Genomic DNA, 26389 nt, shown 5'->3' with positions numbered 1-26389 from the left:
CAGCTAACTGTTGTGTTTGTAAAAGTTCAGGTACACGTATTGGCAGGGTTACGGTCACCCCTTATGAATATAAAATACCCGGTATTGACGGCACTTCCGGTGTTACCGGCAGAAATAGGCACTTTGGTATTTAAGACATTTACTAAAGCCTGCGTACTGTAATTCCAGGTTTTCATTGAAACTGAATTTTGAGCACTTACATCCAACCCATTTCCAGAAGACCCGGTAGGATTTGGTCCTGTTACTAACAGCCCTATACCAGGAATATCGGCGCCACGATCCTGCCATGTATTGTATATCGTATTTGAACTGGTAACAGGAGCGGTCATCAGCCTCCAGGCTCTTTTTCCGGGAATATATCTTTCTACAGTTGCTTTACCTATAATTTGACTTGACGCCGCAACTGGTGCAACTCTTGCGGTAAGGTTGACATCCGATCTTAATGTTAGGTTACTATCGGCATATAGATTGCCCCCACCTACCGCCAGCACATTGCTGACTATGGCTGCAGATTTTAAGGCTGTACCGTAAGCAGATTTATTAATTGTAAGATTATTAAAAGTAGTACTGCTGGTTCCTGATAAATAACTGATAGTGGTATCTGCATCTCCCATAAAAGCAACAGTGCTGCCACCTGCCGAAAAAATGCCGTTGTTTTTAAAAGCGGTGTTATTTACTATTACGTTGATATTGCCATTCAGCACCATGTTGCATCCGGTATACAACTTAACTTCCTGTGCCCTTGCCACACATACACTAAAAATAAGCCAGCTGAACCGGCTAATTTTTTTTACTGTGTTGCTATAGCATAAAAGACGGTACATAAAAAATACCAGGCACTTTTTCTGCAGAAGAATGTGCATCACTTTTCTGCGGATGCCGGGTAATTTAAGAACGGAATAGGTATGATGGTATTGCTAGTAAAACTTCGGTATCATACCGAGTTTTAACTAATAAAAGAGTAGAAGATATTCTAAGGAATTAAGGCGAATTTGCGACGCTATTTTTTTGCCACAGCAGCGTTCTTTTTTTCGTTTATCAGTAGAGCCCACTTTTCAAGCATTCCCATCAACTCGTTTAACTCAACAGGTTTGCTTATATAATCATCCATTCCTGATTGCATACAATCCTGCCGGTCGCCCTGCATTACATTTGCGGTCATCGCAATTATAACCGGCTGCACCTCAAGACAGAGCCTGATCATGCGGGTTGCTTCTAAACCATCCATTTCCGGCATTTGTACATCCATCAAGATTAAGTCATACTGGCTCGTACTAACCAGTTCCAAAACTTCCTTTCCATTATTGGCTAATTCCGTGTTGTATCCAAGTTTTGAAAGTATCTTGGTGGTCCATTTTTGATTCACCGGGTTATCTTCCGCTATCAGGATGTTTAAGGGATACTGTTTGGAAAAATTGATGGACAATTTGTGTACTTTATTTTGCTTGTTTTCCTCCGTTTTATTTTTATTCCGCAACTGGTTGGTGATAGCGTCCAGCAGCAAGCGTGGCTTTACAGGTTTGCTGATTACAGCCCCTAAAATTTCGCCATGTTCCTTATACTGTTCATCGGTTACAGGGTTAAGTAATATCACCGGTAATTGCGGATATTTTGTACGGATGCATTGTGCCAGCTCAAGGCCATTCATTTCCGGCATAGTTAAATCCGTAACAATCAGATCAAAAGAAACTTGGGTTAAAATCTCCAGGGCTTCCTTCCCGCTGGCTGCTGAAGTGGTTTCCATTTGCAGGCTTTCCAGTTGCCCGCACACCAAATCCCTTAACGTAGCATTGTCATCTGCAACCAATATTTTTTTGCCTGCCAGCTCATTTAATTCTGCATGCAGGGCGGAACGGGAAGGCTGCATTCCTGCTTTGCTGTAAATAGAAAAAGTAACAGTCGTTCCTTTTCCTTCAGCGCTTTTAAGTTGCATCTCGCCGCCCATAAGTGCTACCAGTTTTTTGCAAATAATCAGTCCCACTCCCGAAGCCGGCGGTCTGTTATCTGATGTAGCCATTTCACTGAGATATTGCATCAAAAATGTTGTCTGTTCTGATGGCATGCCGGTGCCGGTATCCCGTACCTCAAACTCCAGTTTTATCCGGTTATCCTCTTCACAGGCCAGCAGCTGCACTCCAATAAAAACTTCACCTTTGGAAGTAACTCTCAGGGAATTCTCTATCAGGTTCATCAGGATCTGGCGCAGTCGTCTTACATCTACTATTACCTGTTTTGGTACATTGTTTTTTATTTCGTACAATAAGTCAATGCCTGCTGTTGCTGCCTTTACGGCAAAAACATCCAGTACTTCTTCTATGCAGTTGCTTAAATCAATATCGTTTGCTTCCAGGTCCCTTCCCGATTCTGTTTTAGAATATTCCAAAATATCATTCACCATTATTTCATTAATCACACTCATCAGTTTACCGCCGGACTGTACGATGGTATTTACATATTCCTGCTGTTCAACTGTAAGATCTGTCTCGTTAAGTAGTGTCGCCATTCCCATTACCCCGTTCATAGGCGTCCGCAACTCATGATTGATTCTTGAAAGCAAGGCTCCTTTGTTACGTTCTGCAAACAGTGCTTTTTCGGTAGCCTTTTGTTCATTTTTTGCAGAATATATCAGTAGCTCATTCTTTTCCAACACCTGCCTTTCAAGGTCCAGCCGAAGATTTTTTAATGAATGTATTTTTATGAAATGATATAGTATCGCAGAGACGAACAATATTGACAAGAGCAATAATTTAAACCACCAGCTAAGCCAGAATATTGCAGATAGAACAAGTAAAGTTGATATAAAAAGGTTGTACGGTATATTCATATAGTGACAGATTGATTGCCGGCGTGTTGTTTAAATATTGTTGGACATTCTATGCTGTATTATTATTGGGTCATCATTCCAGGGAGATGTTGAAGCCAAGTACCGCATACCTTTGATTGCCACAGGGATTAAAAATATACAGGGGCAACTCCCACTTGCCAAATGCGCCTTTCAAAAACAAGCCTGCTTCAGATTGTCCACTCACACGATGAAGGTGGGTTTTCTGCAGAGATATACCGGCTGATAGAATACCGGAAATTTCATAACTCAGATCGACCCAGCTATATACGAAATTACAGCGCTTGTTTTCACCGGAAAAAGCGTATTCAGTTTGTAATGAAAACATGCATTTTTTATAATCCGCCGATGCATTGCAACCAACAATGCCGCCATTAAATTCCCCCGCCACAACGCCCGCTATTGGCGTTATTGAGCACGAAAGATCAGATTCGTAATCAAATGTTTTACCTGTCACCACCGAAACTGTTTGTGCTGCCTCATAATTATAACGGCCTTCAATATACCAGCCTGCATCAGCCTGATACCAGGCTTTAGGATTAATAGCAATTGTTTTATTTTTCATAAAATAATATTGTTCAAAACCGGCTTTAAATTGTGCTGTTGCATCATGACACAACACGGAAACTGTCATCAACAGCCATATGATTTTTTTCATTTTCAATAAGTATGTATTCGGCAGTAGCTAATTTATTTAACAGCCCTATTTCTTTTAAAAACTTGTTCCAGCCAAAAACCAGTTCATCAATAGGGTGCCACAATAATACCCATGCGAAAATATCCAGGCTGTTGATGATGCCTACATTAAGGCCATGCTGGGCATCCAAAATAACAGGCAGCAAGCCCTGGAACAATATTACCACGATCGTACTAAGCGCCAGCAACACCCAGTTGCGCCGCTTAAATTTTGAAAACTCTCTTTCCCGGTCTTCTTTTTTAGCCAAAAAATGCCCCCGGATGGCATACATCAGTGGTTCGGCATATTGCTTATCGTTAGAAGTGGTACATTTTAATTTATAAAATATCACAGAATATCTTTTGGCTGCTTTAACAGATTCCATGATATAGGCTTCAAACTGGTGGTTCAACTGCCGCATATAAATAGGTGCAGGATCGTGCGCATTAAAATAATTGTTTGCAACGAGCCGGTCGGAGGTTAAAAAAATGCTGATACTTTTTGCAAGCGGCTTGCTCATAGTACGATTATTGATTTTTTAATTCCTGAATTTTTCCAGGAAAATGGTAGTGCCTTTATGTATGGTAAAAAAGCTGGAAAACCGATCAATGTTTTGAAGTTTGCGATAAAGCCGCGATCTGTTTATAACTTAACACCCATTACCATCCTGACATAACTCTTTACTACATGAAATATTGAGCCCGGCCGGAAATATAGAAATTATACTACACCGGATCAACCTTTTGAAAGACCACCCGAAAGATGCGATTTCCTTAATATGGTTAACTAAAATCAACGCCTGTAGAAAGGCTTCTAAAGAACTATGGCTATCTGACTAACAAGATAAAATCTTGTGTCAGCGTTATACCAGTGATTATCTGATTGCAGAAAGCAGATCAAAAAAACTCAAGAAAAGAAAATGAAAAAATGGTTGGCTTTAAGTGTGCTTGCTCTGGTGTTTACTTTTATTTCCATATTATTTTGGTACAGTGAATGGAGATACAGTTTACCTACGCCCGTACCTGCCTCATATCATATCGTTAACACAGGCGCTCATGTTGATTTGCCCGGTGCCGCATTTTCATTCCCATCAGACAAGCCACTATTCCTGCATTTTTTTAATCCCGATTGTCCCTGCTCTAAATTTAATGTCCCTCATTTTAAATCGCTGGTAAATGCCTACGCTAATAAAATAAACTTTGCTGTGGTTGTTATGACGAACGATAAGAATTATACAACAGCCATGATTCAAAAAAAATATGGGCTTTCAATACCCGTATTAATGGATACAGCTTTAGCAGCGGCTTGCGGTGTGTACTCTACCCCACAGGCCGTTGTATTGGATAACCAGCATAGGTTGTATTATCGCGGCAACTATAACAAAAGCCGCTACTGTACCGATGCTAAAAGTAATTATGCACAAATGGCAATTGATTCCTTACTGGCCTTCCAGGCGCATCCGGTATTCAACCGGCAGGCGCTAACGGCCTATGGCTGTTCTTTGCCAACCTGTAAAATAAATAATAAATAAACAGTCAAAAAGGGATTTAATGCAGTCAGAAGATAATATACATATACACAATCAGCAAACCGCTGCTGTTTATTTACAGGAACTCAATAACAGATCAAACAGGCTGATGAATTATTTTCTGTTATGCTTTTTTATTGCAGGTTTATTACTGGCTCCATTTTACGACACATGGTTTATTGCCATTGGATCGGGCGGAGCCTGCCTTATTGCTTACTACGTTACAAAAAAATTACTTCCAACATCCGACTTGTACCAGTATGTTTTAAGTGTTGTGTTAGGTGTTTTTATGGCCCAGTATATTTTCCAAATGCATGGGTTATTCGAAATGCATTTTTTTGCATTTATCGGGAGCGCCGTTCTAATCACCTATCAAAAGTGGAAACTGCAAATACCATTAATGGTATTTGTACTCCTTCATCATGCCGGGTTGGGCTACCTTCAAAACTCCGGTGTTGAGGGTATTTATTTTACCCAGTTAAACTCCCTGGAACTACAGACATTTATCATTCATATTATACTTGCTGCCGTGATTTTTTTTACTTGTGGGTTATGGGCCTATCAGCTAAAAAAATACAGTAAAATACAACTGGACCAGGTACAGCAATTGGGCGAAATGGAAAAGGAAGCATTGATTCATAAACAGCGGCTTCTAAATGAAGAGGTGTTGAAGAATGCCTATTTAAAAGAACAACAGGCACGTAAGGAAGCCGATGATGCCAATAGAGCAAAAAGTATTTTTCTGGCAACCATGAGCCATGAAATACGGACGCCTATGAATGGCGTTATTGGTATGGCGTCATTATTATCCGAAACGGAGTTAACGGATGAACAGCGGGACTATGCAAAAACAATCAGCAGTTGTGGTGAAGTATTGCTTGGGGTAATCAATAACATTCTTGATTTTTCCAAAATAGAATCAGGCAATATGGAGTTGGAAGCGCATGATTTTGATTTGCGCAATTGCATTGAAGAAGTGCTGGATGTATTTGCAGAAAAGGCTGGTAAAGCCGGTCTGGACCTGGTATATGAAATAGAACACGATGTGCCGGCGCAAATTATTGGGGACAGCCTGCGGCTGCGGCAGGTGTTAGTAAACCTGGTAAACAATGCAATAAAGTTTACGCAGGAAGGAGAAATATTTGTGGGTGTTCACCTTGTTAAGACCAATGACGACGGACAGATTGAATTACGGTTTGATATACGGGATACCGGTATCGGTATCCCCGCAGATAAAATGGGAAGCCTGTTTAAAGCTTTTTCACAGGTAGATTCCTCTACAACCCGCAAGTATGGTGGAACCGGTCTGGGACTTATTATTTGTGCCAAAATAATCAACCTGATGGGAGGGAATATTGCTGTGAAAAGTATAGAGCATCAGGGGTCTACTTTTACTTTTTCAATAAAAGCTGCTGCCAGTACGCAGTCGCTGCGGGCCTATGTTACCAATTATATCGCCGGTATGGAAGGTAAGCGAATATTGGTTGTTGACGACAATTTAACAAATCGCCGCATACTTAAAAAGCAATTGGAGTTGTGGAAAATGGTTCCCGTGCTGGCAGCCAGCGGTGCGGCAGCATTGGCAATACTGAAAGAAGAAGCAGGGTTTGATTTGCTGCTTACTGATATGCAGATGCCCGATATGGATGGTTGCGAACTGGCACAACAGGTTCAGCTGCTTAACACCAGGCTGCCGATTATTCTCCTGAGTTCAGTGGGTGATGACCGCAATAAAAGTTATCCCGGCCTTTTTAAATCAATACTCACCAAGCCCGTGAAACACGAAATGCTTTGCCAGGTTATGATCAATGAACTGAGGGATAAATCAAAAAACATGGCCATAGAGAAGGTGCCTGTTGTGCAAAAACTTTCCAGTGATTTTGCGAAGAAGCATCCACTTAAAATACTGGTTGCTGAAGACAACGCGGTTAACTTAAAATTAACGCTTAAAATTTTAGGTAAACTGGGTTACGAAGCAGTGTTTGCAGAAAACGGGGTGCAAACAATAGCAATAACCGCCAGGCAACAATTTGATATGATACTGATGGATGTACAAATGCCGGAGATGGACGGATTGGAAGCAACCCGGATCATCAGACAAAGTATGGAAGTACAACCTGTTATTATAGCAATGACAGCCAATGCAATGAAAGAAGATAAAGACGAATGCCTGCTTGCAGGAATGGATGACTTTTTAGGTAAGCCGGTAAGGTTGGAAGAGGTGGTGAATATGATTGCAAAATGGGCTGTTATTGCAAAAGACCATGTTACAAATAAAAAAATAGCCTGATAACAATTTACAAATAAAAAAGTACCACAATGCAAAATTTACGCAATACACCCTCTGCCGTTTTATCAACCGCTGCCTTATATGATCTGAGCCTGCTGCAAGAGCTGGATGGCGATGAATACTTACTGGAGATGCTGGAAGTTTTATTACAGGAGGTTCCTAAAGACATCAAAGAAATGAAAGATGCGGCCGTGGCAGGAAGAGGTGATATTATTTGCACAAAAGCGCATAAACTCAAGAGCACTGCTGCTATCATCCAGGCAGAACAATTGACGCAGTTGCTGGGAGATATTGAAGCTTTTGGTAAAACAGAGTCGCCTGGCAATGAGCTTACCCAAATGATTGATACGGCCGTTGATCTTTGTAGCCAAATTGAATCAGGGCTAAAAATGGATGCAGCCAGATTAATGCATTAACCGCCGCTGCCAGGGGGTGCAATCCCCATCGTTTTAAATACACAAGCTGATGAAAGCCATACGATTTTTACCTTTACTGTTTATACAACTTTGCTGTTGTTGCACCATGGGTCAACAGCATCACCTGAAATTTGAACACTTTGATATTAATGCGGGCCTGTCACAAAATCACGTTCTGTGCATACTGCAGGATAGCCGTGGATTTATGTGGTTTGGAACAAGAGACGGTCTGAATAAATATGACGGCTACAAATTCACCGTTTATAAGAATGATGCAAAGGACAGTAACAGCATCAGCAACAATTTCATTTCCGGCATTGTGGAAGATGCCAACGGATTTATATGGATAGCAACAAGAGGCGGCGGTTTAAATCGTTACGATAAAGAAAAAGACCAGTTTACCCGTTTTAAACATGATGCAAAAAATATCAACAGCATATCAGGCAACATAGTAAACAACATCAGCAAAGATGCTGCAGGCAACTTGTGGATCTGTACAGAAGATAATCTTAATTTTTTTGATCCGGTACGCAATGTTTTTGTGCAGTATAAAATAAATGCGAGATGCGTGTTTGAAGACAGCGGCCACCAGCTTTGGGCAGGTACCTACCAGGATGGGCTTGGCTTATTGAATAAACAAGAAAAAACGTTTACCTTTTTCAATCATCAGCAAAATGATACCGGTTCAATTAGCAACAACAATGTTTCTGTAATTTATGAGGATAATAAACAGCGGCTCTGGGCAGGAACGGTCGGTGGGGGATTAAATCTTTTTGACAGAAGCAGGAAAACTTTCCGTCATTTTCAGCATGTGGCAGCCGGTGTGGGCACCCAGTCTTCCAACACTATTTTTTCACTGGCAAACGATGCGGCCGGCAATCTCTGGATCGGCACAGAAAACGGTGGCCTCGGCGTTTATAATCCTTCCGGGAAAGAATTTTACTGGTATCTGCATGATGAGATAGATAACAACAGTATCAGCCATAATTCTGTGCATTCAATTTATAAAGATACCGACGACAATATGTGGGTAGGCACCTTTGCAGGAGGCGTGAATTTATCGACCAGGAACAGCAACCGCTTTGCCCATTTTAAACACACGTCAGACAACAGCAGCCTTAATAATAATAATGTGCTGTGCATGCAGGAAAGTGGAGATGGAAAAATCTGGGTTGGTACGGATGGCGGCGGGCTCAATCTTTTTGACCCGGTTAGCAAAAAATTTGTCCACTATATTCACCGCCAGGGAAACCGCAACAGTATTTGCGGTAACTATGTATTGAGTATTTGCAGGGATACAGAACGCAATCTATGGATTGGCACCTGGGGTGATGGTATTACGGTGTTTAACCCTCAAAAAAATACTTACCGGCATTTTAAAAATAATCCGTCAGACAGATCTAGTTTAAGCTGCAATAATGCCTGGACAATTTATGAAGACCGGGATAAAAATATTTGGGTAGGCACTTATAACGGGGGCCTTAATTTATATAATCCGCGTACCAGTTCTTTTACAAGGTTTGATACGGGGAGCAGCAATAACAGTACTAAGAAAATACAAACTATTACGGAAGATGCCAGCGGTAATTTGCTGATAGGTACTGATGGAGGTGGCCTGCAGTTATTCAACAAACAAACCAAAGTTTTTACCAGTTTCATACACGATGATACCAAAAACAGCATCACTGATAACCGGGTTACTTTTACCAAAGTTGATAAATCAGGCAACTGGTGGATTGGCACAATGGCTGGCTTGAATTACTATGATGTAAAAAGACATCTTTTTACCAGTTACACCTCGGCAGACGGGTTACCAAACAATGTGATCTTTGGCATGGCAGAAGATGATAAAGGCAACTTTTGGATTAGTACCAACAAGGGAATATGCTGTTTTAACGCTACCACAAAAAAATATAAAAACTTTGATGTTGACGATGGTTTGCAATCGTATGAATTTAAGCTGGGGTCATTTTGCAAAGCTAAATCCGGGGCCATATATTTTGGTGGCATTAATGGTTTCAATGAATTCTACCCCGATAAAATATTAAGCAATTCTTATGATCCGCCACTGGTGCTTACCAACTTTGAAATATTCAATAAACATGTTCCTATTGCACAAAATAACGACGACCCTTCACCATTAAAGAAAAATATCGCAGAAACAAATAGCCTTACCCTCCCCTACAATAATTCGGTTATTTCATTTGAATTTGCCTCGCTGAATTATGGGGTACCAGAAAAAAAGCAATATGCTTATATGCTGGAAGGTTTCGATAAAACATGGAATGAGATAGGCACCAAACGTACTGCCACCTATACCAATCTGAACCCCGGAAATTATATTTTAAAAGTAAAAGGATTGAATACTGAAGGCAAATGGTCAGTTAAAAGCATTTCGATAGCACTGAACATTACGCCGCCATTTTGGTTAACCTGGTGGTTTAAAACACTGATGTCATTAACCGTGGCCGGCGTAATTATTGGTATTTACCGACTTCGTATTAATAGTATAAGAGCACAAAAAAATAAACTGCAGCAAAAAGTAGAAGAGCAAACAAGCCAGTTGCTTTTATCTACCCGGGAAGAACAACGTGCACGAAAGGAAGCAGAGGAGGCAAACAAGGCGAAAAGCGTTTTTCTTGCTACAATGAGTCACGAAATACGCACACCGATGAACGGTGTGATAGGCATGGCATCACTTTTAAATGAAACCCAGCTTACTGCCGAGCAGCAGGAATATGCAAAAACTATTTCTACCTGCGGCGAAGCATTGCTAACGGTGATTAATGATATCCTGGACTTTTCTAAAATAGAATCAGGGAATATGGAGCTTGAACACCGTGACTTTGATCTGCGCACCTGCATTGAAGAAGTGCTGGATATATTCGCAGGCAAGGCAGGCAAACTTGGACTGGACCTGGTGTATGAAATTGACTGCAACGTGCCCTCGCTAATTATCGGTGACAACCTAAGACTTCGCCAAATATTAATAAATCTGGTAAGCAATGCCATCAAATTTACTGAACAGGGAGAAATATTCGTGGCGGTCCATTTAAAACAGGCAAAAAAAGACGGCACTGTTGAACTACAGTTTAAGGTACGTGATACGGGGATAGGTATACCCGAAGATAAGATGGAAAGATTGTTCAAAGCCTTTTCACAAGTGGATTCATCTACGAGCCGCAAGTATGGTGGTACAGGTCTTGGTTTGATTATTTGCGAAAAATTAATAGGGCTGATGGATGGCAAAATTGATGTGCAAAGCAAAGAGCATGAAGGCACCACCTTCACGTTTACCATTTGGACCACCACGAGCTCCCAATCGTTGCGTACCTATGTTACCAATAACCTAACCGGCGTTGAAGGTAAGCAAGTACTGGTAGTGGACGACAATTTAACAAATCGCAACATACTTAAAAAGCAGCTGGAAAACTGGAAAATGGCACCGACGCTTGCCGCCTGCGCAGCAGAAGCATTGGCCATTATGGCAACAGGCGTACATTTTGATTTACTGCTTTCCGATATGCAAATGCCCGATATGGATGGTTGCGAACTGGCACAAAAGCTTCAGCAACTTTATCCCCGCCTTCCCATTATTTTGTTAAGTTCTGTAGGCGATGAACGCAATAAAATATACGCCGGCTTATTTAAAGCGATCTTAACAAAGCCGGTTAAACAGGAGATGTTACGCCAAGCTATCATTAACGAATTGAGAGGAAAATCAACATCTTCAGCCAGTGCGGAGCCGGTAAAACAAACGCTGCCGCCAGACTTCGTCAAGGATCATCCGTTGCGTATACTGATCGCGGAAGATAACGCCGTCAACCAAAAATTAGCGCTTAGAATTTTAAGCAAACTCGGTTATGACGCTGCCCTGGCAGAGAACGGCCTGGAGGCTTTAGGAATGGTGGAAAAGCAACAATACGACGTTATTCTAATGGATGTACAAATGCCGGGCATGGATGGACTGGAAGCTACACGGCTTATAAGGGAGCGGTTGCAATTACAACCTGTAATTATTGCAATGACTGCCAATGCCATGAAGGAAGACAAAGATGAATGCCTGGATGCGGGGATGGATGATTTCTTAAGCAAGCCGGTAAAACCCGGGGATGTAGTGAACACGCTAATTAAATGGTCAAATATCATTAACGAAAATACGCCCGGTAAAAAAAGAGCATGATAAAATTATGACAGTTCAAAAGCACTTATATCGGCTTTCCGCTACTCCTGTATTATTGCAGTGGGCAAATTGTCTTATAACAAATCTACGGTACTACCGTTGTTAACCGTGTACACCTTTTGTTCAAAATCAATTTCCACTGCTGTGCTATTGATGCGAAAATGGGTTGTGCCGCCCGGTACCCCCTAACCATATTAGCCGGAATAAATGAGAGGATACCTATTACCAGTGTGCCTTGTACCCTATCGGTTGCTGCAGTGAACGGCGCAAAAAATGTGGGGCTTGGTTTACCGTTGATGTTAAAAGCAAAGCCTTCTTCCGGTAGTTCTGCTTCTGCGTAAGTTGCCTGTTGTATTGGACCTGCCCGAAAAAGTATCACAGCTTTTACAAGCTCTTAAACCGGGGAATCAAAAAAATCAAGAGGGTATGCGGCGTACAACCGACGACAACTTGGCAATAAAAGACAAAGTGCAGGGACTCTGAAACCGACAACCTGGTATTGTCATCTTTGATCCATGTTAGGTAATGAACTTCCCTGAAGCATATTACTAATTGCCAGCTCCGGCTTATTTATCAAGCAACTTCTTTAGTGCAGGCGTTGGTACCTGGCCTAACCGTTGTGCCGATTTTAATTTTCTTTTCCATTTTACGGTAATAGCGCTTTGCATTTACACGAAACACATCATACAATATGGCGTAAACCAAAATTGCAGCGGGCAGAAAAAAGGAATAATAATCCAAATTCCCGAAGGCATATGCGCCCAACAAAGCACCGAAAATAAAAGAAGTGATAATAGATAACTTAAGCCCAATCCGCGATTTCAATTCAGGTTTGTTTTCAGTTCGGCTAAATATTAGCTGAGCCAGCTCAATGCCCAGATCTGTAAAAGTGCCCGTTAAGTGGGTTGTACGCACCACCGACTTAGATATCATAGTTACCAACGCATTTTGCATGCCCATCGCAAACAGCAAACTGCCAGCAAAAAATTGCCGGACTGCCAGATTATTTGTAAAATGATTTCCTAAAAAACCTGTTGTAATTAGAATCAGGAATTCACATGTAAGCGGTATCAGGTTAGAGTATCGTTGATTTTTACCAATCACATCAATGATAAGACCTGAGATAAATGCACCGCCCAAAAAAAGCAACATCCAGGTGGCAATTACCCACGAAGTGGCCCATGATTTTATGGATATATTCTCTGCAAACAGAGCTGCATGACCCGTTACATTGGTAGTTAAAACTGAAAATCCCAGCAATCCTTCTCCATTTACCAAACCGGCCGTGAGACTTAATACAACGGCTAACCTTACATTATGGATATGTGTACGCCGTACCCCGTGATGTTTTAGCATAGGCTGTTTTTTATTTATTATGTGCCGGATATTTCTTGCCTGAAGCCCCGGTTCAGTTATGTTTTTTGAAATTTTGATTGTGCTTAATCAGTATAATTCAAAAATTCAATTTGATGCTGAAGATTGTATATGTTTGCTATGCTGTATTATTTAACAGGCTCAGCTTTAGCTTTACACGGTTAAAAATAATTGTTGCAAGCAAGATGTTACTCCACAGCTGTGCATCTATGTTCACCGGGTTAAATTTTGCTAATTCCCCCAGCATCTTATCAATAAAGCAGCCAGTAAAACTTTCAGTCACCTTATCCTTTTCCAGGAATTTCATGGCATCTTGGATACCCCCGGTATACTTCTTCCGGACCGTAAGTCCGCAACATTTTACTGATCAGTTTTGCAGTGCATCCATTTACTGTTAATGATATATATTCCCTTTTAGTTTACTTATAACAATGGATAATACTTATCCCTGATATTGTTTAAATGATGAACCTGGTGTCCAAGAATACTAAAGCCCATGGCAGCAATAGAAATGCGCCGCTTTCTGATAATTCCGGTTTTTAAGAAATCATCGCAGCAGAAAGTGCTGTAAAGCCCATAGGTAGCCTTTCTAACTGTAATCAGCTCTTCAATTATCCGTTCTACTGATTTATTACACGCATTGGCGTTGGCCGCAATTTCGTCTCCGTTAAAACATATTACATGTTCCTTTTCTTCCCTGACAAATCTTAAAATACCGGCACACACAATACGCTCTGTATCTGAGAGATGCTGCAGTATATCATTTACTGTCCATTTACCGGGCGCATAATTTTTGGAATGCAGCCGGGTAAGTTTGTCTATATCCAGCCTCCATAAATCTTTAATGCTATCCTTAAAGGCTTTATTAAGATTGTCTTCTGCTACAAGACTGATATACGTTTCATACAAATCAGGTACAACATCAATATGGATTTTTGTTATTTCCTTTAACATCATCATTTTCACATTTCGCTTTTAATAATTGTACGGTAAAGAGCCGCATTTATGCATCCATAAGCCTTTATTTTTTTACCGGGATGAACCAGGGCTGAATAAGCAGTCTGCAACATGGTTTGAGGAAGGGCTGTCGTTGCTGGTTTACGCAGACAGCCCAACCAAACCATCATCATAACAATTAGTATCAGAGGCGCTGATACCGAAATTTTAAACGCCGCTGGTATGATGCACCAGTTTTTCAATGGAAAAATTTTATTCAGCAGGGGCAAAAAAGCCAATTCATGATTTTAATCTGGCAGCCAGGATCGTATTTCCATTTAATCTTTTATCCAATACTTCAACAGGTTATCTGCTTCGGAATTTGCAAGACGATATCCCTCCGGCACTTCGTCTTCCAGGCTATGATAGGTTACCAGTTTTGTGCCTGCAGGCTTTTGTTCCAATTGAGTAAATAAATAGCGGTTATAATAATTGTACAATTCCCGGGAGTATTCGATAGTATCATCGATTTTATTTGTACCAATGAGGTTTTCGTAGAATGAGTTGAAGAAATAAAAATGATCGTAGTTTCTGAAATCCAGCTGGGTAAAATTACCGTGAATAAAAGATGTATTGTTAAGCTTCAAGGTCTTCTTTACAATTTCGGCTTCTGCAATCAGGCTTTTTCTTTGCTCTACCCCATAAAAAAAGGCATTGGGTTTGGTATAAGCTGCGGCCAGGCAAAATTTTCCCACTCCACTACCGATATCCAATATTCTTGCATTGTTTTCTGCGGCTAAAAAATTGGCAGCTTTCCTTGCCACGGGCAGCGGTGTCCAATGTTTGCGGGCCAGTATTTGGATGGAAAATGGATACAGCCGGTTAAATCTGTCATCTGCTGTTTCCCATTTCTCCTTCATTTTTTCGAGTAATTGCATGATTATTTTTCTTTGTTGATCTCAGTGGTGTTTATTAATTTGTATTTGATGGATGGAAATAAAAGCGCCGAAGCTGCCAGATAATTCAATCAATAACATCAGTCTTATGTGTATCCTATTACCTTTTTGATATACAAAGTTATTTTACATAATAATGCCGGGAGGTAAACTTTATCATTGCAAAATGTGCGATATATCAATTTTTAAAAACATAATTTTGAAATTCGTATGAGCATCAAAGGCCTTTTTCCGATAGACAAATGGGATTTTAAAAGTGAATCGGTTTTGGCGGATTTACCGGCAGAAGATTTTGACCTGCTCACCGCACATCAGACGGAGCAGGTATATAAAAAGGGAGAAATTATTTTCAGGGAAGGCGCTTATCCCGCTGGCATTTTTTATATCAAAGCCGGTAAAGTAAAAAAATACAAGCTGGATAAGGAAGGAAAGGAACACATTATCTATGTCGCAAATAAGGAGGAGTTGTTGGGTTATCATGCCATCCTTTCAGAAGACCGCTACCCCGACTCAGCTGCATCTATTGAGGAAAGCAGAATTGCTTTCATTCCAAAAGAAGACTTCTTAGCAGTGCTGAATCAGTCACCTGTATTGAACAGGCGCTTGTTAAAAACATTGAGCCATGAGTTTGCTGTGTTGGCAAATAGCCTTTCTATGTTTGCACAAAAAAACGTAAGGGAGCGTTTAGCACTCCAGCTGATCGTGCTGAGAGAAAAATATAAAGTGAATTTTAAACCGGGAATGCCGGTGGAAATAAATATGAGCCGGGACGATTTAGCTAACCTCGTGGGAACCGGAAGAGAAAATGTAGTCAGGGTACTAACCGAGTTTAAAGAGTCCGGAATTTTGAAAACCCAGGGCAGAAAAATTATTATCAATGACGTAAATCAATTGATAATAATTGCAGATTACAAGTAGCCGCAGTATGAAAATGAGGTTATAAAAATCCTTCAGGCAAGTCGAGCCGATAACCTGTTTCGAACTTAACTTTTTAACCTTAAGCTGGTATTGCCCGGGCAATAGCGAAATCTTTTTTTGTGTGGCAGCAATGGTGCAGTCAGACCTACCTTACATCAGGTTTCAGCACATTTCATTAAAAAATATTTGGATTGTCTGAAAGTAATTTTCAGCAGCTTTTCAAAATTTATAAATAGCTGCATCATTCTGTAAGCCTGGTTTTTGTTTGAGTTCTCAAATCGGTATATCTATCTCATATAGCAATAAGGCTAAGTCTAGTTTTATTAACAATCATTATTTATTCCAGCTCATGCTACCATCCTTTTCATCTTTTAATTCAATGCCAATCGTAGCGAGTTGCTTTCTTATTTTATCAGAGGTAGAATAATCTTTTCTGATTTTCGCTTCCTTGCGGATATCAATGAGCAATTGCATAACACCCTGCAAAGTATTGTCATCTGCACCGGTAGTATGTGTTAACCCGAATATATCTTCCAGGTAGGTTTTAAATTGTTGTTGCAATAATACCAGCGTTGTTGCGGCCAGAGCTCCCGGTGCAATATGGCCATCTTTAATCCCATTGATTACGGGAGCCAGCTCAAACATATTGGCCAATATTTTAGCCGTGCTGAAATCGTCGTCCATAAATTCGTCAAACTCATTTAGCCACTGCACTACTTTCGAATTTAGCGCAGCATCTGCAGCTTCTTCATTTAAACCAACAGGTAATTTTTTCAATACTTCATAGGCTTCCCACAATCTTTTAAGCGCCTTCTCACTTGCCAATAAAGCCTCGCTGCTAAAATCTACCGGGCTGCGGTAATGACTTTGTAAAATAAAAAATCGTACCGTCATGGGTGAAAAGGCCTGTGTCAACAAAGGGTGATTGCCGCTGAACATTTCTGTAAGTTTTATTACATTGTTATAGCTCTTACCCATTTTTTTACCATTGATGGTAATCATGTTATTGTGTATCCAATATTTTGCCGGCGTATGATGATTGCATATGGTGCTTTGTGCAATTTCACTTTCATGGTGCGGAAACTGAAGGTCCATACCGCCACCATGTATATCAAACTCAGCACCCAGGTATTTGGTAGCCATTGCCGAGCACTCAATATGCCACCCGGGGAAACCCTCTCCCCACGGGCTTTTCCAGCGCATGATGTGTTCCAGCGCTGCTGATTTCCACAAGGCGAAATCAGCCTTGTCCCTTTTTTCCTGTTGGCCATCCAGCTCCCTGGTTGTTTCCAGTAAATCATCCATTACGCGGCCGCTTAGTTTTCCATAGTCATGTGTGGCAGCGTATTTTTTTAAATCAAAATATACGGAGCCATTTACTTCATAGGCATACCCTTCAGCAATAATTTTTTCAATCATGCTGATCTGCTCTACAATATGACCGGTTGCGGTAGGTTCTATACTGGGTTCCACACAATTAAACTGCAGCATGGCCCAGTGAAAAAGGTTGGTGTATTTCTGCACCAGTTCCATCGGCTCCAGCTTTTCGAGAATGGCTTTTTTACTTACCTTATCTTCTGCTTCTTTGCCTTCTTCTTCAAAATGCCCGGCGTCTGTAATGTTGCGCACGTAACGCACTTTGTAACCCTTATAAGTAAGATAGCGGTATATAAAATCGAAGGTGATATAGGGCCTTGCATGTCCCAGGTGACTCTCTCCGCTCACGGTGGGTCCGCATACGTACATGCCAGCGTGGCCTGGGGTAATGGGGGTAAATACTTCCTTGGTGCGGGTGTAGGAGTTGTAAACTTTTAATGGCATTCTATTTATTTGATTGGTAGCTATTCATGAAAAATGAGTAGCTGTTTTATGTTTTAATTTCTGCCTGCTTTAGTTTGATGTAAAACCTTGCGGCCCTTATCGCGGCAGCGGATAATTTAAAAAATTATTACACAAAGATATTATGCTATGCCGCAACGGCAACAGGGAATGAATAAATATTTATGAAAAACAGGTTTCATGCAAATCAAATATAATGAAATTTAGGAAAACAGTGATTGAACTAATGGCCTTGTAAACGGCTGATGTCGGCAATTATTGGAAAATGGTCGCTTAATTTTTTTTTGATCCTGACATACTGCTTTACCTCGTAACGGTCATCTACAAAAATATTATCAATGCGCAGTGTGGGTGCAATGCCACTAAACGTTCTGCCTAAACCGGCACCTTTTTTTTCAAATGCATTTTGCAAACCTTTGCCAATCGTTTCATAGGCGTATGAGTTGGGTACATCATTAAAATCGCCGCAAACAATTACAGGATAAGGGCTTTTGTCAATCTCCTGCCGTATCCTGTCTGCCTGAACCTGCCGTCTTAGAAACCCTCTCTTCAACTTTACCATAATATTTTTTGATTTTTGAAGATCACTGTCGGATTCTATGGAAGGATTGTCGATGTACTGCAAATTAACTTGTGTAAATTTTAACGATTGCAAATGAATATTGAAAACGCGGATAGTATCGGCACCTTTTACAATATCTACAAATTGAAAAATAGAATTGTAATCATTAGGATAAATAGCAATGGTATGCCTGTTGATAATGGGATATTTCGAAAAAATGATGATGCCAAAATGCTGGCTGCTAAGATAATTTTCCTTCCAGTTATAACTATAATATTCATCTGCAAAATGAAGGGCAAGCTCAAAATCCTGGATAGCATAAAACGCAAATTTGTGGTAATATTTGTTGTTAAGATCAATGATGCTGTCGCCGGCCACCATTTCCTGGAAGCAGGCAACGTCGGGCTGGTATTGATTGATGAGCGCAATCATGCTATCGTGTGTAAGCGGATCTTTTTTGTATTGCAAAATATCGAACTGCGCTACATTCCAACTCATTATCCTGAGTGCATCTGTCGGTTTCGGACTGGTAAAATCGCCGCTGGTTCTAAATGGAATTATTTTGGTGATATGTGTCCACCCCGCCAACAACACCGGCACAAAAAGCAATGCCCATTTGGATTTGACAAAAAGCCAGAAAACTACAAATAGCAGCAGTATGATCAATAAATAAAATGCAGCTAATGACAACAGACCAACAAACCAAAGGGATGCTGTAAACAGATATTGGGCGTAACAACCCAATAAAAAAAGCGTAGCTGCAATAATATTACTTATTATAAAAACCTTTTTGGTCAGCAGGCGAAAAAGCGGTTTAGGCATTTTATAAAGATACTGTTTGCCAGTTAAAATAAATTGCAGTAAGACAGAGGTCGTGCAAGGGGATAAACTTTATTATAACTTATTAGCTAAAGACTGGGATTGCCTGAATTAAAAACCAATTGCCAATAAAAGTTGCTAATTAAAGGTCCTCTTCCGCAGCTCTTTTGAGGATATTTTTTTCTTCTTCGGTTAGCAGGTGATATCCTTTCAGATTAATTTTATCAAGGATTTCATCTACCCGCTGGGGTGTGATATTGGGTGTTTTTTTATATGGCTTTTTACCCTCTGTATTATAAAAAACACGTTCCTTAATATTTACAGGAGTCCGTTTTTTATCGGGATTAAAAAGATTAATAAACCAGTTGTAAAAACTGTTCATCCAAAGACTTCCATCAATATCTTTTCTCAAAAGGAAAATAAAAAGAAATCCTGCAGCGGCTCCTGCCAGGTGAGAGAGACTATACGCTGCACTTATAGTGGCGATACCTGCAAAATCAACCAGGATATAAACCATGGTTAATACCCAGATAGGAATACCTCCATTTAGATTTCTGAAGAACCGGAAATCGGGCGCCAGGGTTGTAGTAGCAACGGCAACAGCCATGGTCGCCGCATTGGCGCCGAGTAAAGCCGAACTGCTGATAGCGGGACGTAATGAAGGTACCATGTAATTAACACCAATAAAAACTATTGCGCCGGCAAGACCACCATAAATATAAACCGGAATCAATTTTTTGTTGCCGGTAAGTTCTTGTAAAATAAACCCAAATGCCCACAGCCACAGCATATTGCTTAAAATGTTCATAGCGCTTATATGGCTAAACATATAAGTTAGCAAGGTCCAGGGGCGCTGAGCCAGGCGGCCAAGCTGCGCAGGCATTTCAAAGTACTGTAATGCTTCGCTAAAAAAAATGTTATCTCCTTTTTGAAAAAAGTAATAAGTTACCTTAATGGTAAGGAGTAATATGAAGAAAATAATATTTAAGGTGAGTAATGCCATCAGGGCGTTTCCGTCCTGGCCTGGCGTAATCCTTCTCCGGGGCTGTCTAAATTCTGAAAATCTATCTGACTCTCCCATATAATTGATTGTTGTACAAATTTACAAAGCCGCGCTGAAAAAAGCTGTTAACTTTAATAAAACGTTTTTCTGTTGGTTTTGTTCCAGAAATAGATAAGCAAAAAGCCCACCAAAGCACCGCCAAGGTGAGCGAAATGGCCCACATTATCGCCGGCAATCTGGCGTACGCCCATAAAAAGATCCAGTAAAATAAAAAATGGAATTACATATTTCGCTTTCAGCGGAATGGGAATAAACATGATGTATAATTCAGTATTGGGAAAAAGATAGGCATAGGCGGCCATTACTCCCATGATAGCGCCTGATGCACCGATAGCACTATACTGATCTTCATATGCGGTTATTAAGTCCGCCGTTGACATTCCATTAGCCAACGCTTCAGGAGATTTGGCAAACTGGGCAGCACTAAATGGAATACTTAACTGTATACAAACTGCAGCCCCAACGCCGCAGATGAGATAAAAAATCAAAAAACGTTTTGAACCCAGGTAGCGCTCCATAATGCTTCCAAACATCCAAAGGGTAAACATATTAAATAAAATGTGCGAGAGCCCTTTGGGATCGTGCAAAAACATGTTTGTTATAAACTGGTGTGGGTAAAACAGGGAAGATTTAATGTAGTGCAATGCGCCCCATTCTGTAACATCAAAGGGCTGAATTAACACCTGGGCCAAGTAGGCCAGGATATTTAATATGATAAGATTGAAAACAATCGGAGTGTCCCGTTGAAGAGAATTATTAAATTTGAATGCCATAAATCAAAGTTAGCAGTTAATTTTTCAACTTCAGCAAGGCCACACATTCAATGTGGTGCGTATGCGGAAACATGTCAACCGGCTGTATTTTTTCTACTGCATATTTCTCCGCCAGCAAAGCGATGTCCCTTGCCTGCGTAGCGGTGTTACAGCTAACGTATACAATAGTAGGAGCCGCTATTTCGAGTAATTTAATCACCAGCTTTTCGTGCATCCCTGCCCTGGGCGGATCTGTGATGATCACATCCGGGCGGCCATGTTGCGCAAAAAACTCATCGTTACAAATTTTTATTACGTCGCCGGCAAAAAATTCAGCATGGGTAATATGATTCAACGCTGCATTTTCTTTGGCATCTTCAATAGCTTCCGGAATAGCTTCCACCCCGATGATTTTTTTGGCCAGCTTGCTTAAAAAAATGCCAATGCTGCCGGTACCGCAATACAGGTCGTACACAATTTCCTCGCCGGTTAATTGCGCAAAATCCCGGGTAATGGAATATAGTTTTTCTGCTTGTTTTGTATTGGTTTGGAAGAAGGATTTTGGACCAATTTTGAACGTAAAGTCTTCGAGCTGCTCATTTACAAAGCCTTTTCCGTAGTATGTTTGTGGCGAAAGATCATAAATGGTATCGTTCCATTTGGTATTGATTGTATAAAGCAAAGTAGTAATTGCGGGAACTATTTGCAATAAATGATCCAGTAACCTTTTTGTTTCTGTTTCGTCCTCATACCCCAGACAAATATTTACCATCAGTTCACCGGTGGAACAATAGCGGATAATAATATTGCGCAACCAGCCTGTGTGTTGTTTAATATCGTAGTAGGTATAATTATTTTCAATGGCAAAATCCCGGATGGTGTTGCGGATGGTGTTATTCACTTCATCCATCAGATAACAGGTTTTGATCTCAATTATTTTATCAAAAATGCGGGGCACGTGAAAACCCAAAGCCCCTCCACTCCCCAGGGGGAGAATTTGAGGCTCTTCCGATTCAGAAGATCTCTCTAAAACTGCTGGCTCAGAAAATCCACCCCCGGGGGGTGGGGGGACTGCTTTTATTTCCTCGCTGGTTAAATACCGCTTGTTGCTAAAAGTAAATTCCAGCTTATTTCTGTAATGAATGGTATCTGCTGCACCTGCAATGGGCATAATCTCCGGTAATGCAATTTTGCCGATTCGTTTTAAGTTTTGTGCAACTTCCTGCTGCTTGTATTCCAACTGTTTTTCGTAGGGCAACATTTGCCATTTACAACCGCCGCACAAGCCAAAATGCTGACAGAAAGGAGTTGTTCTCTCCGGAGAATATTCGTGTATATGGGTAACCTTTCCTTCACCCCAATCTTTTTTATTGGTGCTTATAAAAACATCCACCACATCGCCCGGCACAGCGCCCTCAATAAAATATACTTTGCCATCCTGCCTTGCAACAGATTTGCCTTCAGCTGCATAGCCGGTTACAGCTATCTTTTCCAATAAAAATTTTTTTCTTTTCACGGTTGCAAAAGTAACTCCATTTTTGTTTCGTCACCAGTTGGTGCGACTGTTTCTTTAAACAGCCTGCGTGCTTTGCAACCTGTTTCAGTTTAATTGACTGTATTGCTTTGCGGGCATGTATTTCAGGTAATAAAATGATTATTTAATTTTTTGTTAATGATATGTAATTTATAAATTGCTGCAACGTTGTATCCTGATGATTAACCATTCATTTTGGATACTTTTGTAACCTTATCAAACTATTCAATGAAACAATATCTTTTAGGCTTGTCTGCTATCTTTTGCTTTACCAGCGCCCGTTCACAACATTTTACCGTAACCATGCAGGCAAGCCAGTATCAATCGGGCATTGCCTATCTAACTTACCACATGGGAAAAAATCTTTCTGTGGAAGATTCTGCGGCTGTGAGCAATAAGGGTATTGCAGTATTTACCGGTAAAAGAAAATTACCAGCGGGCATTTACGCTCTTGTGTTGCCCGGTAAATCAAAAAGCGTTGATTTCTTAATTGATAAAGAACAAATAATTACTGTAAAAATTGACACGACAGACTTGTTGCAAAAAACAGTAGTAACAGGTTCGCCGGCAAACGTATTATTGCAGCAATACCAAAAAACGGTTGCTGCAAAGGCGCAGTCGCTGGAAGCTGAGCGCAAAGCGTATACTTCTTCTAAAACTAAAGCAGATTCAACATTACACGAGGGCAATTATAACCGGTTGAATAAAGAGCTGAACGATTACCGGGATAACCTGGTTAAGGCTCAGCCATCTTCTATGATGGCCGTGTTACTGAATGCAATGAAAGACCCGCCAGTACTGAATAATAGGCCACAAACCCACAATGATTCACTTCAAAATTATTATTACTATAAAACGCATTATTGGGACGGTGTAACGTTTATGGATGACCGGATCATTCGCACCCCATTTTTTTTACCCAAACTGGAAAGATATTACCGGGAACTGATTGTTCCGGAAGCAGACAGCATTATTAAAGAGGCCGATTACCAGTTGCTGCTGGCACGCAGCAGCCCCGAGATGTATAAATTTTTATTGAACTGGCTCACAGATGAATACATAAGTCCCAGATACATGGGCCAGGACGCGGTGTTTGTGCATCTTTTTGAAAAATACCACAGTAAAGGTTTAAGTAGCTGGTTAAACGAAAAACAAATGGAAACAATAAGCCGCCGGGCTTATATGTTAATGGCGAATTTGATTGGTGCAAAAGCCGCCGATCTGGAAATGACCGACTCAACAGGCAAGGCGCTACCGTTGTACAGTGTTACGGCTGATTATACGGTGGTTGTTTTTTGGGATCCCACCTGCGGGCATTGCAAGGAAGAATTGCCGAGACTGGATTCTGTTTACAGGGCCAACTGGAAAGCGCATAATGTAAAAATGTATGGCGTGTTATCTGCCGACAGTAAACAAGAGATGAAACCGGAATGGTTAAAGTACATCAGGGAGCACAATTTGCAGGATTGGGTGAACGTTTATGAAACCAAAGAAATGGAAGCAGCCAATGTTGCGGCCCAAAAGCCCGGCTACCGCCAGTTATACGACGTGACACTAACACCAACTATTTATCTCCTTGACAAAGAAAAAAGAATCATCGCCAAAAAATTAACCTGGCAGCAACTGGATGACCTGTTGCAGGTGAAGTGGAAAATGAAATCCAATTAAAAGATAAAACCTGTTTACTATGAAGTATTTTTTTCTGCTGCTTGTCCTGTCCTTTTTTAGTGTACATCTTTTGTCTCAACCCCTGTTTACCTATGGCAATGAAAAAGTAAGTAAGGAAGAATTTTTAAGGGCTTATAATAAAAATAAAACTCCTGTTGACGACAAGGAAAAATCATTGCGGGAATATCTTGAGCTCTATTCAAAATTTAAATTAAAAGTAAAGGCAGCAAAACAATTGCGGCTGGATACCCTGCAGCAACTAAAGTACGATCTACAAAACTTCAGCAGCCAGGTAGAAGAAGGATATATGAATGATGAAAAAATTTCTAACGCATTGCTGGACGAAGTAATTGAACGCAGCCAGAAAGATATTCATATAATTCATTTTTATACACCACTTGCGGCTGGCGCCAATGCAGCTGATTCTGCCAAAACTTCAAAAGCAATGGAAGAGCTGGTTGCCGAATTACAAAAGGGTGGTACGGACTATGCGGCTATTGCCAATGCAATAAGTCAAAAGTATGTAGCCGTTACTGCAAAAGACATCGGGTATATCACCGCATTATCCTTACCCTATGGAATGGAGAACCTTGTATACGGTCTTCAGCCAGGCACCATCAGCAAGCCCTACCGTACCAAAAATGGTTTGCATGTTTTTAAAAATGCCGGTGAAAGAAAGAGTGCCGGTAAATGGAAAATTGCGCAGATATTATTTACGCTTCCGCCCGATGCTTCTGCGGCGCAGATCAAAGAAACAGAAAAGAAAGCCGACTCTGTTTATGCACTTCTAAAAGCAGGTGCAGACTTTGGGGAAATGGCAAAAAAAATTAGCGAAGACAGGCTGACAGCATTGAACGGCGGGGAGATGGCAGAATTCGGTACCGGCAAGTTTGATATGCCTTTTGAATCAAAGGTTTTTGAACTTGAAAAGGATGGTGATATTTCCAAACCATTTAGCACAACACATGGTTTTCATATTGTAAAACGGTTGCAACAGCATGCCATCCCTGCCGACAAAACAGACGAAACATTTGTTGCAGCGTTAAAACAACAAATGAATAAAGATGCACGAATGAATATTGCGAAGGATAAGTTCTTGAAAGACATTACAGCACTGACAAACTACAAAAGAAATGTGTTGGTAAAAGATGCCGAATTATTCAGGTATGCGGACAGCGTTGTCGCAAACAAAACAGTAAAAAATTATCCTGTCAGTAACAAAATAATTATCTCCTTTACAAAAGAAAATATAAAGGGAAATGCCTGGCTGAACTTTGTGAAAGACTATAAGTTAAACACAGATGTATATAAACAGGAGACCAATAAAGAGCTGCTGGATAAATTTATAGCCACTACCATTACAGAATATTACCGCAAACACCTTGATGAATATAACAGCGGCTTTAAGTACCAGATGCAGGAATTTAAAGAGGGCAATATGCTGTTTGAGATAATGGAAAGAAAAGTGTGGGCCCGTGCATCTGAAGATAGCATTGAATTAAAGAAATATTATGATGCACACAAAGCATCCTACAAATGGGATTCCAGCGCAGCGATTTTGTTATTTAACTGCAGTGACAGCAGTGTTGCCCGGAAAGCGATCGCCGAGGTAAAAAATGGTAAAGACTGGAAAAAAATTGCAGAAGAAAGTGATGGAAAAATTCAGTCAGACTCCGGCCGGTATGAATTAAGCCAGTTGCAATTGCAAAATACAAAAGATATTGTTCCCGGTTTTATTTCTTCTCCGGTTACAAACAGTGGAGATAACACCGCTAGTTTTGTAAAAGTGCTACAATTGTTCCCCGCAAATCAGCAACGAAGTTTCAATGACGCAAGAGGGTTGGTAATCAATGAATATCAAATTTACCTGGAAGATAAATGGGTTGCCGAACTGAAAAAGCAATATCCTGTAAAGGTTGACGAGGGAGTTTTTAAGTCGTTATTGAAATAGCAACATTCACTTTATTCGTAAATATAGCCGGCCATCAAATTTGATGGCCGGCTTTTTGTTTTTATATGGCCAAACCACAAAA

21 protein-coding genes are annotated in these 26389 nt (G+C 40.6%); 7 read left to right on the top strand and 14 right to left on the bottom strand.

The genetic code is table 11. The features are described from left to right. Nucleotides 1–26: 26 nt before the first annotated feature. The 4 genes from JWR61_RS19535 to JWR61_RS19520 form a co-directional block, all read right to left on the bottom strand. The gene (locus tag JWR61_RS19535; protein WP_301929404.1) at nt 27–824 is read right to left on the bottom strand and encodes a hypothetical protein; all 798 of its coding nucleotides are present in this window, start codon (nt 822–824) and stop codon (nt 27–29) included. A gap of 176 nt (nt 825–1000) precedes the next feature. Next, nucleotides 1001–2737 carry a response regulator gene (locus JWR61_RS19530; protein WP_301929403.1) on the bottom strand — a complete coding sequence of 579 codons (1737 nt, stop codon included), beginning with the start codon at nt 2735–2737 and terminating at the stop codon, nt 1001–1003. Nucleotides 2738–2897: 160 nt separating this feature from the next. Beyond that, a complete protein-coding gene (locus JWR61_RS19525) occupies nt 2898–3500 on the bottom strand; it encodes a hypothetical protein (protein ID WP_301929402.1) in 603 nt (200 codons plus the stop codon). Beyond that, entirely contained in the window at nt 3451–4038 is a 588-nt protein-coding gene (locus JWR61_RS19520; RefSeq protein ID WP_290340034.1) for a hypothetical protein, read from the bottom strand. The genes JWR61_RS19525 and JWR61_RS19520 overlap by 50 nt, the downstream gene beginning before the upstream one ends. A 399-nt stretch (nt 4039–4437) precedes the next feature. Between JWR61_RS19520 and JWR61_RS19515 the strand changes: the two genes are divergently transcribed. From JWR61_RS19515 to JWR61_RS19500, 4 genes are read left to right on the top strand one after another with little or no spacing between them, the layout of a single operon-like run. After that, the gene (locus JWR61_RS19515) at nt 4438–5049 is read left to right on the top strand and encodes a redoxin domain-containing protein (RefSeq protein WP_301929401.1); all 612 of its coding nucleotides are present in this window, start codon (nt 4438–4440) and stop codon (nt 5047–5049) included. Nucleotides 5050–5068: 19 nt separating this feature from the next. Then, nucleotides 5069–7336 (top strand): response regulator, encoded by a 2268-nt coding sequence (locus tag JWR61_RS19510; RefSeq protein WP_301929400.1) that lies wholly within the window; start codon nt 5069–5071, stop codon nt 7334–7336. A 29-nt stretch (nt 7337–7365) separates the two neighbouring features. Beyond that, nucleotides 7366–7752 (top strand): Hpt domain-containing protein, encoded by a 387-nt coding sequence (locus JWR61_RS19505; protein WP_301929399.1) that lies wholly within the window; start codon nt 7366–7368, stop codon nt 7750–7752. Between the two features lie 49 nt (nt 7753–7801). Beyond that, entirely contained in the window at nt 7802–11935 is a 4134-nt protein-coding gene (locus tag JWR61_RS19500) for a hybrid sensor histidine kinase/response regulator (RefSeq protein ID WP_301929398.1), read from the top strand. An 85-nt stretch (nt 11936–12020) separates the two neighbouring features. Here JWR61_RS19500 and JWR61_RS19495 read toward each other — a convergent pair whose 3' ends face one another. The 5 genes from JWR61_RS19495 to JWR61_RS19475 all read right to left on the bottom strand — a co-directional run bounded on the left by JWR61_RS19495 (nt 12021) and on the right by JWR61_RS19475 (nt 15183). Further along, nucleotides 12021–12314 (bottom strand): hypothetical protein, encoded by a 294-nt coding sequence (locus JWR61_RS19495; protein WP_301929397.1) that lies wholly within the window; start codon nt 12312–12314, stop codon nt 12021–12023. Between the two features lie 194 nt (nt 12315–12508). Continuing rightward, complete coding sequence (locus JWR61_RS19490) at nt 12509–13291, bottom strand: YoaK family protein (RefSeq protein ID WP_301929396.1); 783 nt, start codon at nt 13289–13291, stop codon at nt 12509–12511. Between the two features lie 136 nt (nt 13292–13427). Then, nucleotides 13428–13616, bottom strand: a complete 189-nt coding sequence (locus JWR61_RS19485) for a hypothetical protein (protein WP_301929395.1) — start codon at nt 13614–13616, stop codon at nt 13428–13430. 116 nt (nt 13617–13732) lie between these two features. Then, complete coding sequence (locus JWR61_RS19480; protein ID WP_301929394.1) at nt 13733–14269, bottom strand: DinB family protein; 537 nt, start codon at nt 14267–14269, stop codon at nt 13733–13735. Nucleotides 14270–14583: 314 nt separating this feature from the next. Then, nucleotides 14584–15183, bottom strand: coding sequence for a methyltransferase domain-containing protein (locus JWR61_RS19475; RefSeq protein ID WP_290340042.1), 600 nt, complete (start codon nt 15181–15183; stop codon nt 14584–14586). Nucleotides 15184–15411: 228 nt separating this feature from the next. On the opposite strand from JWR61_RS19475, the gene JWR61_RS19470 reads away from it, so the two are divergent. Further along, complete coding sequence (locus JWR61_RS19470) at nt 15412–16119, top strand: Crp/Fnr family transcriptional regulator (protein ID WP_301929393.1); 708 nt, start codon at nt 15412–15414, stop codon at nt 16117–16119. Nucleotides 16120–16452: 333 nt separating this feature from the next. On the opposite strand, the gene cysS is transcribed toward JWR61_RS19470, so the two are convergent. The 5 genes from cysS to rlmD all read right to left on the bottom strand — a co-directional run bounded on the left by cysS (nt 16453) and on the right by rlmD (nt 22649). Next, nucleotides 16453–17940, bottom strand: a complete 1488-nt coding sequence (gene cysS, locus JWR61_RS19465; RefSeq protein ID WP_301929392.1) for a cysteine--tRNA ligase — start codon at nt 17938–17940, stop codon at nt 16453–16455. 241 nt (nt 17941–18181) lie between these two features. Next, entirely contained in the window at nt 18182–19342 is a 1161-nt protein-coding gene (locus JWR61_RS19460) for an endonuclease/exonuclease/phosphatase family protein (RefSeq protein ID WP_301929391.1), read from the bottom strand. A gap of 139 nt (nt 19343–19481) precedes the next feature. Continuing rightward, nucleotides 19482–20420, bottom strand: coding sequence for a rhomboid family intramembrane serine protease (locus tag JWR61_RS19455; protein WP_301929390.1), 939 nt, complete (start codon nt 20418–20420; stop codon nt 19482–19484). 53 nt (nt 20421–20473) lie between these two features. After that, nucleotides 20474–21175, bottom strand: a complete 702-nt coding sequence (locus JWR61_RS19450; protein WP_290340048.1) for a rhomboid family intramembrane serine protease — start codon at nt 21173–21175, stop codon at nt 20474–20476. 16 nt (nt 21176–21191) lie between these two features. Further along, nucleotides 21192–22649, bottom strand: coding sequence for a 23S rRNA (uracil(1939)-C(5))-methyltransferase RlmD (gene rlmD, locus JWR61_RS19445; protein ID WP_301929389.1), 1458 nt, complete (start codon nt 22647–22649; stop codon nt 21192–21194). Between the two features lie 267 nt (nt 22650–22916). On the opposite strand from rlmD, the gene JWR61_RS19440 reads away from it, so the two are divergent. Together JWR61_RS19440 and JWR61_RS19435 are read left to right on the top strand one after the other, a co-directional pair. Next, a complete protein-coding gene (locus JWR61_RS19440) occupies nt 22917–24356 on the top strand; it encodes a TlpA family protein disulfide reductase (protein WP_301929388.1) in 1440 nt (479 codons plus the stop codon). A gap of 19 nt (nt 24357–24375) precedes the next feature. Continuing rightward, nucleotides 24376–26307, top strand: coding sequence for a peptidylprolyl isomerase (locus tag JWR61_RS19435; RefSeq protein ID WP_301929387.1), 1932 nt, complete (start codon nt 24376–24378; stop codon nt 26305–26307). Nucleotides 26308–26389 lie beyond the last annotated feature (82 nt).

It is taken from the genome of Ferruginibacter sp. (assembly GCF_028288465.1).
Taxonomy (GTDB): Bacteria; Bacteroidota; Bacteroidia; order Chitinophagales; family Chitinophagaceae; genus Ferruginibacter.
This window is presented reverse-complemented; position numbering and strand designations above follow the sequence as displayed.